At 24.3% G+C, this 16,324-nt stretch carries 18 protein-coding genes, 1 tRNA gene and 3 pseudogenes; 7 read left to right on the top strand and 15 right to left on the bottom strand.

Annotated features, from left to right (window positions below):
* Window positions 1-164 precede the first annotated feature (164 nt).
* From AC6I4F_RS01890 to AC6I4F_RS01880, 3 genes are read right to left on the bottom strand one after another with little or no spacing between them, the layout of a single operon-like run.
* Window positions 165-980 (bottom strand): hypothetical protein, encoded by an 816-nt coding sequence (locus AC6I4F_RS01890; protein WP_497874135.1) that lies wholly within the window; start codon window positions 978-980, stop codon window positions 165-167.
* A 53-nt stretch (window positions 981-1,033) separates the two neighbouring features.
* On the bottom strand, window positions 1,034-2,692 hold the full coding sequence (locus AC6I4F_RS01885) for a DAK2 domain-containing protein (protein WP_497874134.1): 1,659 nt from the start codon (window positions 2,690-2,692) through the stop codon (window positions 1,034-1,036).
* Between the two features lie 23 nt (window positions 2,693-2,715).
* Complete coding sequence (locus AC6I4F_RS01880; protein WP_497874133.1) at window positions 2,716-3,009, bottom strand: hypothetical protein; 294 nt, start codon at window positions 3,007-3,009, stop codon at window positions 2,716-2,718.
* Window positions 3,010-3,832: 823 nt separating this feature from the next.
* On the opposite strand from AC6I4F_RS01880, the gene AC6I4F_RS01875 reads away from it, so the two are divergent.
* A complete protein-coding gene (locus AC6I4F_RS01875; RefSeq protein WP_497874132.1) occupies window positions 3,833-4,225 on the top strand; it encodes a hypothetical protein in 393 nt (130 codons plus the stop codon).
* 40 nt (window positions 4,226-4,265) lie between these two features.
* Window positions 4,266-5,087, top strand: a complete 822-nt coding sequence (locus AC6I4F_RS01870; RefSeq protein ID WP_497874131.1) for an IS1595 family transposase — start codon at window positions 4,266-4,268, stop codon at window positions 5,085-5,087.
* A gap of 305 nt (window positions 5,088-5,392) precedes the next feature.
* Here AC6I4F_RS01870 and hpf read toward each other — a convergent pair whose 3' ends face one another.
* The 5 genes from hpf to AC6I4F_RS01845 form a co-directional block, all read right to left on the bottom strand.
* Window positions 5,393-5,785, bottom strand: coding sequence for a ribosome hibernation-promoting factor, HPF/YfiA family (hpf, locus tag AC6I4F_RS01865; RefSeq protein ID WP_497874130.1), 393 nt, complete (start codon window positions 5,783-5,785; stop codon window positions 5,393-5,395).
* A gap of 166 nt (window positions 5,786-5,951) precedes the next feature.
* Window positions 5,952-6,194 carry a hypothetical protein gene (locus AC6I4F_RS01860; RefSeq protein WP_497874129.1) on the bottom strand — a complete coding sequence of 81 codons (243 nt, stop codon included), beginning with the start codon at window positions 6,192-6,194 and terminating at the stop codon, window positions 5,952-5,954.
* 109 nt (window positions 6,195-6,303) lie between these two features.
* Complete coding sequence (locus tag AC6I4F_RS01855) at window positions 6,304-6,558, bottom strand: hypothetical protein (RefSeq protein WP_497874128.1); 255 nt, start codon at window positions 6,556-6,558, stop codon at window positions 6,304-6,306.
* A 921-nt stretch (window positions 6,559-7,479) separates the two neighbouring features.
* Window positions 7,480-7,866 carry a transposase gene (locus AC6I4F_RS01850; protein WP_497874127.1) on the bottom strand — a complete coding sequence of 129 codons (387 nt, stop codon included), beginning with the start codon at window positions 7,864-7,866 and terminating at the stop codon, window positions 7,480-7,482.
* 35 nt (window positions 7,867-7,901) lie between these two features.
* Window positions 7,902-8,132 (bottom strand): hypothetical protein, encoded by a 231-nt coding sequence (locus AC6I4F_RS01845; protein WP_497873630.1) that lies wholly within the window; start codon window positions 8,130-8,132, stop codon window positions 7,902-7,904.
* A 254-nt stretch (window positions 8,133-8,386) separates the two neighbouring features.
* Here AC6I4F_RS01845 and AC6I4F_RS01840 point away from each other — a divergent pair, with 254 nt between their 5' ends.
* Window positions 8,387-8,599 (top strand): hypothetical protein, encoded by a 213-nt coding sequence (locus AC6I4F_RS01840; protein WP_497874126.1) that lies wholly within the window; start codon window positions 8,387-8,389, stop codon window positions 8,597-8,599.
* Window positions 8,600-8,773: 174 nt separating this feature from the next.
* Here the strand turns inward: AC6I4F_RS01840 and AC6I4F_RS01835 are convergent.
* Window positions 8,774-10,013: pseudogene (locus tag AC6I4F_RS01835) on the bottom strand (IS256 family transposase).
* Window positions 10,014-10,157: 144 nt separating this feature from the next.
* On the opposite strand from AC6I4F_RS01835, the gene AC6I4F_RS01830 reads away from it, so the two are divergent.
* Entirely contained in the window at window positions 10,158-10,886 is a 729-nt protein-coding gene (locus AC6I4F_RS01830; protein WP_497874125.1) for an IS1595 family transposase, read from the top strand.
* Window positions 10,887-11,085: 199 nt separating this feature from the next.
* On the opposite strand, the pseudogene AC6I4F_RS01825 reads toward AC6I4F_RS01830, so the two are convergent.
* From AC6I4F_RS01825 to AC6I4F_RS01805, 5 genes and pseudogenes are all read right to left on the bottom strand, one after another.
* Window positions 11,086-12,325 (bottom strand): annotated as a pseudogene (locus tag AC6I4F_RS01825) (IS256 family transposase).
* Between the two features lie 214 nt (window positions 12,326-12,539).
* Window positions 12,540-13,106, bottom strand: coding sequence for a hypothetical protein (locus AC6I4F_RS01820; protein WP_497874124.1), 567 nt, complete (start codon window positions 13,104-13,106; stop codon window positions 12,540-12,542).
* 179 nt (window positions 13,107-13,285) lie between these two features.
* Window positions 13,286-13,486: pseudogene (locus tag AC6I4F_RS01815) on the bottom strand (MATE family efflux transporter); the annotation flags it as partial.
* Window positions 13,487-13,498: 12 nt separating this feature from the next.
* Entirely contained in the window at window positions 13,499-13,828 is a 330-nt protein-coding gene (locus AC6I4F_RS01810) for a hypothetical protein (RefSeq protein WP_497874123.1), read from the bottom strand.
* Between the two features lie 100 nt (window positions 13,829-13,928).
* Window positions 13,929-14,777: a hypothetical protein gene (locus AC6I4F_RS01805; protein ID WP_497874122.1), complete on the bottom strand. Its 849-nt coding sequence runs from the start codon at window positions 14,775-14,777 to the stop codon at window positions 13,929-13,931.
* On the opposite strand from AC6I4F_RS01805, the gene AC6I4F_RS01800 reads away from it, so the two are divergent.
* Window positions 14,761-14,889 carry a hypothetical protein gene (locus AC6I4F_RS01800; protein ID WP_497874121.1) on the top strand — a complete coding sequence of 43 codons (129 nt, stop codon included), beginning with the start codon at window positions 14,761-14,763 and terminating at the stop codon, window positions 14,887-14,889. The genes AC6I4F_RS01805 and AC6I4F_RS01800 overlap by 17 nt on opposite strands.
* Window positions 14,890-15,057: 168 nt before the next feature.
* On the opposite strand, the gene AC6I4F_RS01795 is transcribed toward AC6I4F_RS01800, so the two are convergent.
* Window positions 15,058-15,134 (bottom strand) — tRNA-Ile (locus AC6I4F_RS01795).
* Window positions 15,135-15,310: 176 nt separating this feature from the next.
* Here AC6I4F_RS01795 and AC6I4F_RS01790 point away from each other — a divergent pair.
* Together AC6I4F_RS01790 and AC6I4F_RS01785 are read left to right on the top strand one after the other, a co-directional pair.
* Window positions 15,311-15,472, top strand: coding sequence for a hypothetical protein (locus AC6I4F_RS01790; RefSeq protein WP_497874120.1), 162 nt, complete (start codon window positions 15,311-15,313; stop codon window positions 15,470-15,472).
* A gap of 161 nt (window positions 15,473-15,633) precedes the next feature.
* The gene (locus AC6I4F_RS01785) at window positions 15,634-15,891 is read left to right on the top strand and encodes a hypothetical protein (protein ID WP_497874119.1); all 258 of its coding nucleotides are present in this window, start codon (window positions 15,634-15,636) and stop codon (window positions 15,889-15,891) included.
* The last annotated feature ends 433 nt before the right edge of the window (window positions 15,892-16,324 follow it).

The raw sequence follows: 16,324 nt of genomic DNA, 5'->3' as shown, positions 1-16,324 counted from the left end.
ATGAAAAATATTGGTTTAGTAATTAAATGTAAAATTAAAAAAAACTTTAAAAATTACTAAAATAGAATATTTTATAAAAGTTTTTGAAAATAATGTTTTATCAATAAAACTTAATATAATTTTAAATTTAAAATTTGTACCTATAATTTAGGTAAAAATTTTTATTATTTCTCATTTTGCTGTGTATACATCACAATACGTAAAATAAGTTGTAATATTTCATAAATCATACGAATCAAGTAATAAATAAACTTAATTTGGAAAATTCAACTAATAGCACGTATTTCTTTTTCATTTAAAATACCAACAAGATTTTGACAAATTTCTTTTCTTGATTTAGCATAAAAAATCATTTGCATTGAAGAAAAAAGAATTAATAAAATACTACCTAAAATTGATAAAACAATTGAAAATATATTGGAGATAGCTGCCGATAAAGTAATTCAAGAATTAGCAGGTGAAAGAGCAAATAGAATAGCAAGTGCAAAAGGAATTAAAACAAAAAATAATGTTATTTTACGAGAAAAATCTCATCAAAAAGTATTAAAACGACTACTATTTGAACTACTTACTGCCCAAGTACTTTCCATTGCCATTGCTAAAGTATAAACAGAACGACGGTGATAAGTTCATGGTAATAATCTTAAAGTAAAATTACCATTATTAAATAAATATGGACTTAAATAAAAAAACCTAGGTTCAACAGTAATAATATTAATATTACCAAATCCCTTAAATTTTATTCTTTTTGCATTAATACCGTATGTTTTTAAATATTTTTGAGATAACTCGCCACCAGTTAAATTAGCGCTATTTTCACGATGGAATCAAGAATACTTAATTCAAGTGAAAAATCAAATCATACTAACAACAAACAAAATTATACCAACAATAGCTACTAAGCTTGCTAAAATAATTAAACTGGTTGATCAAGTCTTTGGATCATTTGGATTAACTGAGGATAATAATAAATTAGTCATAATCTTCTCCTTTCTAACTATTTGAATAGAGTCTACAATATTATAACATAGTATTATTCCACCACGAAAAGAAAGTTATAAACTTCTTGATCACCATCAACAATTTCATATTCAATATCATAATCTTCATCTAAAATTTTTTTCATAAAATTAATTTGATCTTTTGAATAACCTTTACCTTTAAAAATAGTAATTATTTCTGCACCATCTCAAATTAATTTAGTAAACAATACTTTAATTACATTAAATAAATTTTCATTTGAAGCAATAATTTTTTCTTTACCATCTTTATTACGAAAACTAACAGCAGAAAAAAAGTGTTTTTTTCCAATTTTAATACCATCTATTTCAACATCACGATCAGCAACTGTTATATAACCAAAAGCAGCAGATTTAATATCACTTCACATATTTTTATTATTTTCTTTTGCACTTAATTCAGGATTAAAATTTAAAGCAGCACGCATACCTTGAGCAATATTTTTAGCAGGTAATACAAAAACTTTTGATTTTTTTTCTAATTTTCTTGCTTGTTCTGCTACTAAAAATAAATTACTATCATTTGGTAAAATAAAAACATTTTTTGCATCGACAATTTCAATTGCCTTTAAAAAGTCATCTGTTGATGGATTAATTCTTTTTGAATACATAATAATATTGTTAACCTTTAATTCATCTCTAAAAAAGGTTTCAATTCCTCTACCGGGAACAGCAGCAATTAAAGCAAATTTATTATTTAATTTACGAATTGGTTTAGTAGTTTGTGTATGTGCTTTTGCCTGTTCGGTCATATTTTCAATTTTTACTTTTAAAATTTCACCAAATTTCTGAAAATAATTTAAAATTTGACCCGGTTTTAAAGTATGAACATGAACTTTAATTAAATCTTCATCATCTACTAAAACTATTGATTGACCATCCATTGTTTCTAAATCAGTTCGTGTTTTGCTTAAATTAAAATCTAACTTACTAACTTTATTTAGTTTTACAATAACTTCTGAACAATAACCAAAGTTTTCTTGATTTAAAACCATTTCTAATTTTGCTGTATCTTGTTGTTCTAATTTTTTCTTTGGTGAAATAGTTTTAGCATGCTTTAAACCATACACCATACCTTCAACAATATAAACTAAACCAGCACCACCCGAATCAACAACTCCTACTTTTTTTAAAATTGGTAATAAATCAGGTGTTCTTTTTAACGATTCATTCATTCCTTCTAGTAATTTTTCAAAAATATAAAGCGAATCTTTGCCTGTTATTTCTAATTCATTAATATAACTAGCACCATCTTTAATAATAGTAAGAATAGTACCTTCTACTGGTTTCATAACTGCACGATATGCATAATCTTGTGCACTTTTTCAAGATTTTAATAAATCCTCATTACTAATGAAATCATTTTTTAAATCTTTTGTTTTTATAGTTTGAAAAAAACCACGAAAAATTTGAGATAAAATAACTCCAGAATTACCACGCGCACCCATCATTAAACCACGAGAAAAAGTAGTAGCAAATGTTTTTAAACTATCATATTCTTTGCCATTTAATTCTTTTATACCATTCATCATTGTTAAATTCATATTTGTTCCAGTATCACCATCAGGTACGGGGAAAACATTTAATTTATCAACTTCAAAATGATGATTATAAAGATTATTAGCGCCGCTAATAAGCATAACTTTTAAGGTTTTAATATCAATTTTTTTCATTTAATTTCACCTTATATTTTCTTTTATTCTTCAATTAAATCATGAACAAAAATGTTAAGTACTATATAGTCTTGATGTTTAATAATCTTTTCAACAATATATTTTAAATTTTTCTGAGTTTGATTCATAATATTTCAAATATTATTATTAAAAAAACAAACTATATTAATATCAATAATTAAACCTAAATCAGACTTGTTAACTTTAATTCCATAATTATTATTTTTTTCATAAATATTGGCAACACCTGGTACAGATAAACTACTTTCTGATAATGCTTTTTTAATAATGTTCATAATATCTTTATCTTTTTCCACATAATCACCCCTATTATATTAATAATAAATTAAATTTATATAAAATAAAATCTCTTATAATTTTTATAGTCTCTTACATTATACCTAATATAATATATCAAGACAATAATAATCTTAAAGATAAAGATATTATATATTGATAATGGTTTTTTCTATATAAAAACATAATTAAGAAAAAATAAACTACCTATTTATTAAATATAAAATAATATCTATAATTTTAAAAATTAATATTAATATTACTTTACTAATATTAATACAATAATAATTAAATAATTACTTATTCTTAACTGTCTTATTTTTATACTTAAACATTATATAATAGAAAATAATAAAATTTAAAATATATAAAATACTATCTAACCAAAAGTATAATTAATAATTAAACTATACTTCAAAAATTTACTATATAAATTTTAGGCATTTTTGCGTTTTTAATCGTAATCTTATTTTTTGCAAAAATTGCAAATACAATTTTCATAATAATAATTACATATTTCAATAAATTACCTCCTATTTTATATAAAAAGATTATCATTTTTTAAAATAAAAATTAATTTAATGATAATGAAAATATATTAACTTCTTAATAACTAAATTTAACGTTCAACTACTTATTAACCATTGTAATTTTATATACATAAAATTTAATAATTTTGAAAGGAACAATAAATATGTTAAAAATATCTACTAATTATTTACCAGATCCTACTGAATATGCTAAAGTTTTTTTTGTGAATATATATTCAAAACTTTAATAGAAAAAATAATATATTTTTATACAACAGTCAATGGGTTTCTAGATCAAAAATTTATTACATTTTTGACTAATGAAAAAATTGCTAATGAATTTAATAAAACAAAAAATATGGATTTAGAAACATTAATAAAAGAATTTTATGATGTGTATCATAAAATTAAAATTCCACTAATAACAATAAATAAAAAATTAACAAAAGAAATTGAAAAAGCAGTAAGTGAAATATTTAATAATACAACTACTTTAACTATAATTTTTTATAAAATTTGTATAAAAGATAACGCAACTAATAATGATATTAGTGATTTTTTTATTGAAAAATATACAAAAAAATTATTAATACTTTTAAAAATCTTTATTATATTTTTTATTACTATAACTATATCAAACATTTTAGAATTAGAGATAACAAAAAAAAGAAACATATTTCAACAAAAAAATATCCAGATAATTTAAATAGGAAATTATCACCACATGTACTAGTGTGGAGGAAAAAATGAATTGAAATGAATTCAATAGCATATTTCAAAATGAAAACGATTGTTTGAAATATATAGCGAAGTTGAAAGTAATGAAATGTATCAGGTGTGCTTCTTCTAGTTTGAATGTTTATGATTTGAGAAGAATAAGATGTTTGAAATGTCATCAAACATTTAGTATTCTTCATGACACCATTTTTCACAAGTCACAAACACCTTTGACATCTTGGTTTTATCTCATCTTTAGATGAATAAACACAAAGCATGGTATACCATCAACAGATGTTGCAAGGGAATTGGGTGTGACATATAAAACAGCTTGAAGAATGGGTCATGAAATCAGAACTAGAATTTGGAATCAAGATGCAGGGTTCATTGATGATGGCACAGCACAGATGAATGAAATGTATCTTTCACATGTAGGTTTTATTCAACAAGGAAGATCCTTGTTGAATAAAACCTTGATTGTTGGAGTTTATGAGAAAACCAGCAACAAACTAATTGTAAAAGTATTGAAAAAAGCAGATGAGAAAAACCTTTTATGATTTGCATTGAAACACATTTCTACTGGGTGTTGTCTATTTACGGATTATTGGAAGGGATATGGAAGTTTCAAAAACTTCTATCACAAACATGAAATCGTAAATCATGAAGTTGGGTATGTGTCATCAACAGGTGTAAACACAAACCAGATTGAATCTGCATGAAAACACATCCGACGAACTTTCCGAACACACATAAAAATTTCGAAACACAATATTCATTTATATGCAAATGAAGCTGCATATAAATTCAATAAGATACCTAGTTTTGAAACTATAATTTTGTGTTTGATTTAGATACATGTGGGGATAATTTCCTAAATAGGCTTTTATCCCCATTTATGTGATAAAATTTAAAAATAGTACATAAAGGGATAAAAGCCTTTAAATATACAATTAATTAAAGAAATAAAAAAAAGTCTTGAATATGCCATTTTAATAATAAACAAAATGGATACAAATATTTATAAGCGAAATTTAAAAATAACACCAGAAGAAAATTTACAAAAAAAGCACAAGATGCAGAAAATGAAAAATATGATGCATCATATTTAAATAAAAAAACTAATGCTAATAATTGTATACTTTCATAAACGTTTTCTTTAATCTTTATTTTCTGTTACGTCAATAATAACTTCACTATTATCATTAAGAATTTCTTTACTTATAAATTGACCAACGCTTTCAGCACCAGTTTTATCAGCAACAGTTTTTAAACGACTTAATTGTTTTTCCAACGGAACCAATGTTTTATTAATGCCAACATAAAGATCGTGATTTTCTACTAAACACTGTAAAAAATTATTATTTAATAACTGAATATGAACGGAAATATTATATGTATGATTACTATTTCTTTCAATACAAACTTTAGCAATCATATCTTTTTTAATATATTTAGAATACTTTTCTTGTAAATAATTAAAATTTTTAGCAACAGCATTTTTAATTTCATAAGTAATATTAATATTTTTTCCATGGACAATAACTTGCATGATTAATTTCTCCTATCTTTTAATTATTATATAAATTTTCCCATAAACAAATAAATTTTAAAAGATAATAGTGTAATTAAATTTAAATTATTAACAACTAAGCAAAATACAAATTATATTTATAATATGTTCAATATAATCTTCAGTTAAATTAATGATTAATACTCTATTTTTTATCTTTTCATGATTTTTGTTTTAAAAAATTTTGTTTTCCATTAAAAGCAATAGCTGTTTTTCAACGTGGATAATTATTACCTTTAGTAATAGCATTAGTATTATTCATTGGTTGTAAATTACTAATATCAGAAGTGCCTCCATGAAATAAAGGTCGTTGATGTATAATAGTTCAATTATAACTCTTAGGATCATCATCAAGTTTAACATTAATAATAAAGTTATTCCTAAACATTAGCGCACCTGCATAGTCTTTTCGATATAACTGTGGATTATAATCATCAATAATTTCTCCTTTATTTCATACTTCTTCAATTTGTTGTGGTGTTCAAGTTACTTCGCTATTAACAACATTTACTACTATTATTAGTTTGAACAGGATTCAGATTACTAGTTACTTGATTATCAAGTAATTTTGATTGTGGAAGTGCACCTCCACCAGTATTATTAATAACTATATTTATACCTTGTGTTGATTTATCGTGTTCATTAAAAAATCGATATGTAAATGATGGTCCAATAGTTTGTTCACCAAAAAGAGAATTTTTTTCAACACTCGCGGATATTTCTGTTGCTGATAAAGCATTATTATTTGTCAATGATAATGCTTTTTTTCATTTATTTCTTAGATTAGCTATTATTAATCATAAAGAAAAAAGTACTAAAAAGAAACTAAAAATTAATGCAAAGCCTCAAAGCAAAATAAAAAATAAAAAATTAATATTTTTTTGTCCATAACATAACTATAAATTTTTTTATAACCATAACTTATTAATAATCCTGAACCAATAAGTAAGACAAGCAAAATTACTACTACTATTAATGCTCATACTAAAGTTATTACTCCATATTTATTTAAAAAAATAAATGGAATTGTAATAAACAACTAGAGTAATAACCGAAAAAATTAAAGTAAAAATTGTTAAAATCTGAAAAGTAAGAGTAAATGTAATGCCTTTACTATTAATTACTTCAGTTAAAATTGTTAAAATTTCGTTAACATTAGTACGATAAAGTATAAGTAATAATACTCAACTTATAATCAAAGTTATTACCATTAACCCCGAACTAACAATAATTCCTCAACGATTATGAGAATTAATGTTTCTATAATTATCTGCTGACACTTCCATACTAAAACCTCACAACTCTAAAATTTCATATATTAAATTCTATCATAAATGATGATTAACATGTTTAACGACAATTATGAAATATAAATGAAAATATAACCTTTATAAAAATACTTCTTGAAAATTAAAACACTTTTATCCCTTTATGTACTATTTTTAAATTTTATCACATAAATGAAGATAAAAGCCTATCTAGGAAATTATCCCCACATGTATCTAAATCAAACACAAAATTATATTTTCAAAACTAGGTATCTTATTGAATTTATATGCAGCTTCTTTTGCATATAAATGAATATTGTGTTTTGAAACTTTTATGTGTGTTCGGAAAGTTCGTCGGATGTGTTTTCATGCAGATTCAATCTGGTTTGTGTTTACACCTGTTGATTACACATACCCAACTTCATGATTTACGATTTCATGTTTGTGATAAAAGTTTTTGAAACTTCCATATCCCTTCCAAGAATCCGTAAATAGACAACACCCAGTAGAAATGTGTTTCAATGCAAATCATAAAAGGTTTTTCTCATCTGCTTTTTTCAATACTTTCACAATTAGTTTGTTGCTGGTTTTCTCATAAACTCCAACAATCAAGGTTTTAAAAAACAAGGATCTTCCTTGTTGAATAAAACCTACATGTGAAAGATACATTTCATCCATCTGTGCTGTGCCATCATCAATGAACCCTGCATCTTGATTCCAAATTCTAGTTCTGATTTCATGACACCATTTTTCAAGCTGTTTTATATGTCACACCCAATTCCCTTGCAACATCTATTGATGGTATACCATGCTTTGTGTTTATTCATCTAAAGATGAGATAAAACCAAGATGTCAAAGGTGTTTGTGACTTGTGAAAAATGGTGTCATGAAGAATAATAAGATGTTTGATGACATTTCAAACATCTTATTCTTCTCAAATCAGAAACATTCAAACTAGAAGAAGCACACCTGATACATTTCATTACTTTCAACTTCGCTATATATTTCAAACAATCGTTTTCATTTTGAAATATGCTATTGAATTCATTTCAATTCATTTTTTCCTCGACACTAGTACATGTGGGGATAATTTCCTTAAATAATTAAATAAGGAATTAGAAATTAGTAAAATAAGATCAGAAATACAAAAAAAAGATTAGAAACAGAAAGATTAGAAGCAGAAAATTTAATTAAGCAATAAGAAATTGAAAAATTAAAGTTAGAAATAAATGAAAATGAATTAATTATTTTAACTAAACAAATAGAATATAAAAAAATAGAATTAGAAAAAAGGAAGATATAAGCAGAAAATTTGATTAGGGAAAAAGAACTTGAACAATTAAGTCTAGAAAGAAGTAGGGTACAACAAGATATTTTAACTAAGCAGTTAGACCTTGCAAAATTAGAAATGACTACCACGTTAGAAGCAGATAAAAGATTAGTACAATCTCAATTAAATAGTACATTAAAAGTAGAAAGTTTATTTGATATTTTAGAAAAAAATAGATTAGCAAAAAAAAGATAGTAGAAGGAAATTTTTTGAAGATGAATCATTAGATGAAAGATTAAATATTGAAGAAATAAATCAGAATCACAAAATGAACAATCTTTAACAAAAAATTATTCGCAAGAACGTTGCAAATTTAAAGTTTATTAAGAGGCTTTTTAATAATCTGTGTATCTTTGTTTTACAAATTTACTAGTTTAGATTAATTCTATCTTCAAATTTTATCATAAAATGAGCAATTGCTGTATTTCAATTTTGAATGGGCATTGTTCATTTTTTTTGTTATATTTTCAATTGCTAATTAAAATATTTTGAAAACTGCCATATCATTTGGAAAAACTTTTTTATTTCTAATAACTTTTCGTAATTGACTATTAACAGATTCAATAGCATTGGTTGTATAAATCACTCTTTTGATTTCTACAGGATAACTAATAAAAACCATTAAATTATCTCAATTTTTATATCACGATTTAGCAATTTGAGGATATTGTTTATTTCATTTACTTTCAAAAGTTTCTAAAGCTTGCATTGCTTGTTCTTCACTACATGCACTATAAATTGGTTTTAAATCTGTAACTAGTGATTTTTTATGTTTGTATGAAACATATTTTAAACTATTTCTAATTTGATGAACTATGCATAATTGATGTTCGGTTTTAGGATAAACTGATTGTATTGCTTCTGACATTCCTGTTAAATTGTCACTACAAGAAATAAGAATATCATTTAAGCCTCGATTTTTCATTTCTGTGAAATTAGATAATCAAAACTTAGAACCTTCATTTTCACTAATTCATAAACCTAAAACATCTTTTTTACCTTCTAAATCAACTCCTAATGCTATATAAACTGATTTGTTAATAATGCGTTTATCTTGTCGTACTTTAACTACTATACAATCAAAATAAACAATCGGATAAACACTTTCTAATGGCCGATTTTGTCATGCTTTAACATCATCAATAACATCATCAGTAATTTGACTAATAACACTTTCACTAATATCAGCACCATGATATAACTCTTGTAACTGCATTCTAATATCTGATAAAGTCATGCCTTTGGCATATAATGAAAGAACTTGTTGATCAAAACCATCAAATCTTCTTTGTCTTTTTGCAACTATTACTGGCTCAAAATTACTATTACGATCTCGTGGTACATTAATCTCAATTTTACCTTGTTGGGTTATTAATTTTTTTGAATTTATACCATTGCGAGCATTATCACTATTATTATGTTCATTTTTTTCATATCCTAAATAATTTTGCATTTCAGAATTCAACATTTTTTCAACTAATCTTTTTGTTAATTATTTATATAAACCTCCCTCTTTAAATACGGTTGTTAAATCTTCAGTATTTTCTAATAATAAATCTACTGCTTTTGATATTGGATCATTATTATTAATATTTTGTTTTTTAGACATACGTAACTCACTCTTTCTGGTTATTTAATTTTATTTACTAGAATTAATTAAACATAGTTATTTTTGTAAGTTACACAGATTACTAAACATTACCTTTATTAAAATATTATGATACATTTTTATTAAGTTAAATCTAAATTTTAATTGGAAATTATCCCCACATGTACTAGTGTGGAGGAAAAAATGAATTGAAATGAATTCAATAGCATATTTCAAAATGAAAACGATTGTTTGAAATATATAGCGAAGTTGAAAGTAATGAAATGTATCAGGTGTGCTTCTTCTAGTTTGAATGTTTCTGATTTGAGAAGAATAAGATGTTTGAAATGTCATCAAACATTTAGTATTCTTCATGACACCATTTTTCACAAGTCACAAACACCTTTGACATCTTGGTTTTATCTCATCTTTAGATGAATAAACACCAAACATGGAATTCCATCAACAGATGTTGCAAGGGAATTGGGTGTGACATATAAAACAGCTTGAAGAATGGGTCATGAAATCAGAACTAGAATTTGGAATCAAGATGCAGGGTTCATTGATGATGGAACAGCACAGATTGATGAAATGTATCTTTCACATGTAGGTTTTAAAAAACAAGGAAGATCCTTGCTGAATAAAATCTTGATTGTTGGAGTTTATGAGAAAACCAGCAACAAACTAATTGTGAAAGTATTGAAAAAAGCAGATGAGAAAAACCTTTTATGATTTGCATTGAAACACATTTCTACTGGGTGTTGTCTATTTACGGATTCTTGGAAGGGATATGGAAGTTTCAAAAACTTCTATCACAAACATGAAATCGTAAATCATAAAGTTGGGTATGTGTCATCAACAGGTGTAAACACAAACCAGATTGAATCTGCATAAAAACATATCAGACGAACTTTTCGAACACACATAAAAGTTTCAAAACACAATATTCATTTATATGCAAAAGAAGCTGCATATAAATTCAATAAGATACCTAGTTTTGAAACTATAATTTTGTGTTTGATTTAGATACATGTGGGGATAATTTCCTAGATAGGATTTTTAATAATCTGTGTATCTTTGTTTTACAAATTTACTAGTTTAGATTAATTCTATCTTCAAATTTTATCATAAAATGAGCAATTGCTGTATTTCAATTTTGAATGGGCATTGTTCATTTTTTTGTTATATTTTCAATTGCTAAGTAAAATATTTTGAAAACTTCCATATCATTTGAAAAAAACTTTTTTATTTCTAATAACTTTTCGTAATTGACTATTAACAGATTCAATAGCATTGGTTGTATAAATCACTCTTTTGATTTCTACAGGATAACTAATAAAAACCATTAAATTATCTCAATTTTTATATCACGATTTAGCAATTTGAGGATATTGTTTATTTCATTTAATTTCAAAAGTTTCTAAAGCTTGCATTGCTTGTTCTTCACTACATGCACTATAAATTGGTTTTAAATCTGTAACTAGTGATTTTTTATGTTTGTATGAAACATATTTTAAACTATTTCTAATTTGATGAACTATGCATAATTGATGTTCGGTTTTAGGATAAACTGATTGTATTGCTTCTGACATTCCTGTTAAATTGTCACTACAAGCAATAAGAATATTATTTAAGCCTCGATTTTTCATTTCTGTGAAATTAGATAATCAAAACTTAGAACCTTCATTTTCACTAATTCATAAACCTAAAACATCTTTTTTACCTTCTAAATCAACACCTAATGCTATATAAACTGATTTGTTAATAATGCGTTTATCTTGTCGTACTTTAACTACTATACAATCAAAATAAACAATCGGATAAACACTTTCTAATGGCCGATTTTGTCATGCTTTAACATCATCAATAACATCATCAGTAATTTGACTAATAACACTTTCACTAATATCAGCACCATGATATAACTCTTGTAACTGCATTCTAATATATGATAAAGTCATGCCTTTGGCATATAATGAAAGAACTTGTTGATCAAAACCATCAAATCTTCTTTGTCTTTTTGCAACTATTACTGGCTCAAAATTACTATTACGATCTCGTGGTACATTAATCTCAATTTTACCTTGTTGGGTTATTAATTTTTTTGAATTTATACCATTGCGAGCATTATCAATATTATTATGTTGATTTTTTTCATATCCTAAATAATTTTGAATTTCAGAATTCAACATTTTTTCAACTAATCTTTTTGTTAATTCTTTATATAAACCTCACTCTTTAAATACGGTTGTTAAATCCTCAGTATTTTCTAATAATAAATCTACTGCTTTTGATATTGGATCATTATTATTAATATTTTGTTTTTTAGACATACGTAACTCACTCTTTCTAGTTATTTAATTTTATTTACTAGAATTAATTAAACATAGTTATTTTTGTAAGTTACACAGATTACTAAAAATTACCTATTTATTTTCTTTATCTAAAGTTTTTTTTGCAATAACAACAGTTTCATTATTACAATTATTTAAATTTTGTAATTGCGTTTCCATATCTTTTATCCTTTTCAATTGTTTATTTACATTTTTATATATATGTACTTATTTTTTTATGAATTGATAATGAACAATTATTACTTGTTTCTACATTTACTATTTTTGTTAAATTAAATTCTTGAGAGATCGGTGATGAAGTAATATTTAAACTAGTTATGTTATTAAGTTTTGCTAATTCTTCTCTTACTTTAACTAATTCAAGTTCAACTTTAGTTCTTTCTAATTGTTTTTTAACAATTTTTGCTCTTACTGTTTCTAACAGTAATTCTTCTAATTTTCTCTGAAGAATACTTGATTTTTCATTATTCTCATCTTCTAGTTCTACTTTCTCTTGTTTATTTTGTTTAATCGTAGCTTTAATAACTACACCCATCATAGCACCAGATGTGCCTGCACTAGCTGCTATTCCTAAATCAGAACATTGAAAGCCATCAATTCCACCAGCCGCTAATGTTACTACTGTAGCAGTACCGGCAGCTATTATAGGTAAATTTTTTTCGAAAACTTTTTTTCTTGATAGTGAAGGTTTAACAACTTCCACTACATAATTATTTTCATCTTGCATTGAAGAAGCAAATGAATATTTACTAATATCCATTTTTATTTCTCTCTTTCTAATCTATGAAAAATATCCTTCTGATTAATATAATTTAATAAAAAACTAATATAAATAAAAAATACTTATATTAGTAATGAACATATATTAAAATATTAATAATACTATCACAAATATTGATTTTAATAAAATTTAATATTTCATTTTATTACTAAAATAATTTAGGAAATTAAATATTCACCTACTGTATAAGATAAAATAATAACTATTACTCCAATTAAAAATCCAAAAATAATTCTCATTGTTACTGTTTGTCTTAAAGAACCATATCTTCCAGCTCCATAAAATTGAGCACCAAAAATACTAACACCGTTGATAAAACCTCCCATAACGGCATAAATAATAACAAAAATTTGATTAGAAGCAGTAACTCCCTAAACAGCAATTTGTCCTGCTGAATATTGCAAATGATAAAAATGTTCTAAACCATTATCTTTTCATCAACTTCAATTATCTCAAAGTCCTAATGAAGTAAAAATATCCCTAATATGATTATTCATTGGCTTTAAATCACTAATAAAACTATCCTTTAATTCTGCAACCATAATATTATCTAGTAAATTCATTGATGCTGATAATATTTGTTGCAATACTGCTGGAATAATAATCATTAATGCTAATAAATATAATTTTTTAGTAGCAAAAAAATTACTAATTTTATGTGGATTTGCTCTATTATTAATTTTAAATCCACTAATTTTCATAATTTCACCCTTATCATTAATTTGCTCTATATTATAATAATAATTTTACATCATTTAAATAATGAGGTTTGAAATTTAATATATAAAAAATACTAAACTACTAAGTAAAATCTCTACGATTAAATACTAATCATGAAGAACAAAATAAACCAATACCAATCAAAACATAGACAGTCAATAAAACTGGAAAATTAATAATTTTACTATTAGTTGCTTTATTGGTATCAACTTGATAATTTGTGTTAACTTTATTAAAACTAACTAAATAAGTATCTGCTGTCATAGAATACTCCCCTGGATTAGCAAAGATTGAACTTTGTTCAGTCGATATTCCATCTCAAATATATTTTAATTGATAAAAAATATTTAAATAACGCATTGCTTTAACTTGTGATGTCTTAGTATTAAGAGCATCATATTGTGATTGAGAAAGAGATGTATTTAAACCCATAATCATAAAATTTACTGAATAATCAACATTATTGCTACCAACACCATTTGATCTTTTGGGATCAAGGTTATCTAGTCCAACTTTTTTACCTGTCATTAATTCTTCAAAACTTTGTTCTTTTCATTGACGAAAAGCATTACTAATATTGTAAATATGAGTTACTAAGTCCTTAGGAGCATCAGTAGTTGGTGGAGTAATAGTACTACCATTCTTAATTGCTAATACTATTGTTTGTTCTTTTTGATAATCATAATTATTAGGATACTTAACTTCTTTAATATATGTATCGTAAATACTAAACATAGCCTTTTGAATAGATTCAATAGTAGTTGTTGGGTCTTTTCTATATACATCATTAATTCAATCAATATCAGTTTTATCTAATTTAGCTTTTACATTATTATAAACTGCTAATGACTGTGAAACAACATAATATGTAGGATCAAATGTTACTAAACCATTAATTAATGTCGCAAAAATATTGAATAAAGCAGCCATTCCGATCATAATTGCAACTAAAGCCTTAGCATTTAAAATTAATGAAAATAAAATAGCAATTGAAGAAATAATTAAGGAAATTAATAATATAAAAAATACTAAAAAAGAATAACAATTACTAAAAACCTATCACTAATTAAAATATCTGATTAATGATAGGTTTTTAATATAACTTTTTATATTATTAATAAATCAATTGATTTATATCTTTATTATAATTTTAATTTGATTTAAATAAAAAAAATAAACAAAACTGTTTATTTCATAATTTCACATATAATGGTGGGACTAAATGGACTTGAACCATCGACCTTACGCTTATCAAGCGTGCGCTCTAACCAGCTGAGCTATAGTCCCAAAAAGAGCAACAGAGATATTATATATTTGTTCAAGCACGATTGCAATATATAATAACAATATTTTATTTAATTTTTATTTAATATTCTTATAATAAAAATTTATATTTTTAAAAGTAAAAAAAATTTTGTATAATTTATTCATACAAGGTTTTTTTTATTAAGAAGAGATTGAGAATGACAAAGATTAAAATACATAACTTAAAAATTGAAAAATGAGATGAAAATTTAGGAAAAGAAGCAACACTAAATGATGATAATATAAAAGATATAAATGAGAATGAGAATATAGAGAAAATTAATGATGATATTATTGCAAAATCACCTAAGTTTTCATAATAATATTTTTATTGTATATTTATTAAAATTTTTTAATAAAAAATACTAAATATGAATTAAGTAAAATGATATAATTTATATATAATTTACTTGAATTTACTTGAATTTACTTGAATTACTTGATTTACTTGTTAAATTATATAAGTTTGAGAGGTAAAAAAATGAATGACAATAAAAATGAAATGAAAATAAAACTCAAAGAAATTTATTTATTAAAATATAAAACAAACCAAAGTGATGACATAAAATATAAAGCATTTGAAACATTAGAATTAGCAACAATATTTCATCTAAGTTTTAAAGAAATAGTAACAAAATTTGGATACCCTAATCGCGAAATTATTCACTATGAAATTATTGTAATACCATTTAATTTAGATGCAAGTAGAATATTGAATCAAATTAATAAATCAAAATAATATAGTTTTTAACTTATTATTTTTATTATCTAAAAATGTTTTTTTATATTTAAAGAGGTATCAAAATGAAAAAAGTTAAAATATTACAATTAACAACTATAATATTATTTGCAATCACAGTTTTAATTATAATTACTGGTCTATACTTAATTTGATTTAGTAACTTTTATTTTAAATTCAATAATAATGAACAATGCCATTCAAATTTTAAAGATGGATATACAATGTTAAAACATTTTGGTTTAAGTTATACTATTAGCACTTCAGCAAGTTCTTTCTGTAATTTAAGTCATTTTCCTGATAATTACTATCCTTGAATTCAATTAAAAATAGTACATAAAGGGATAAAAGCCAATTTTATTTTATTCTTTTAAAAAATAACTTCCCTTGATAATTTTGATTGGTTTTATCATTATAATTTTTGCTTCCAATA

It is taken from the genome of Spiroplasma ixodetis, from assembly GCF_059729505.1.
The sequence above is the reverse complement of the archived record's forward strand: the minus strand, read 5'-3'. Positions and strand labels throughout refer to the sequence as shown.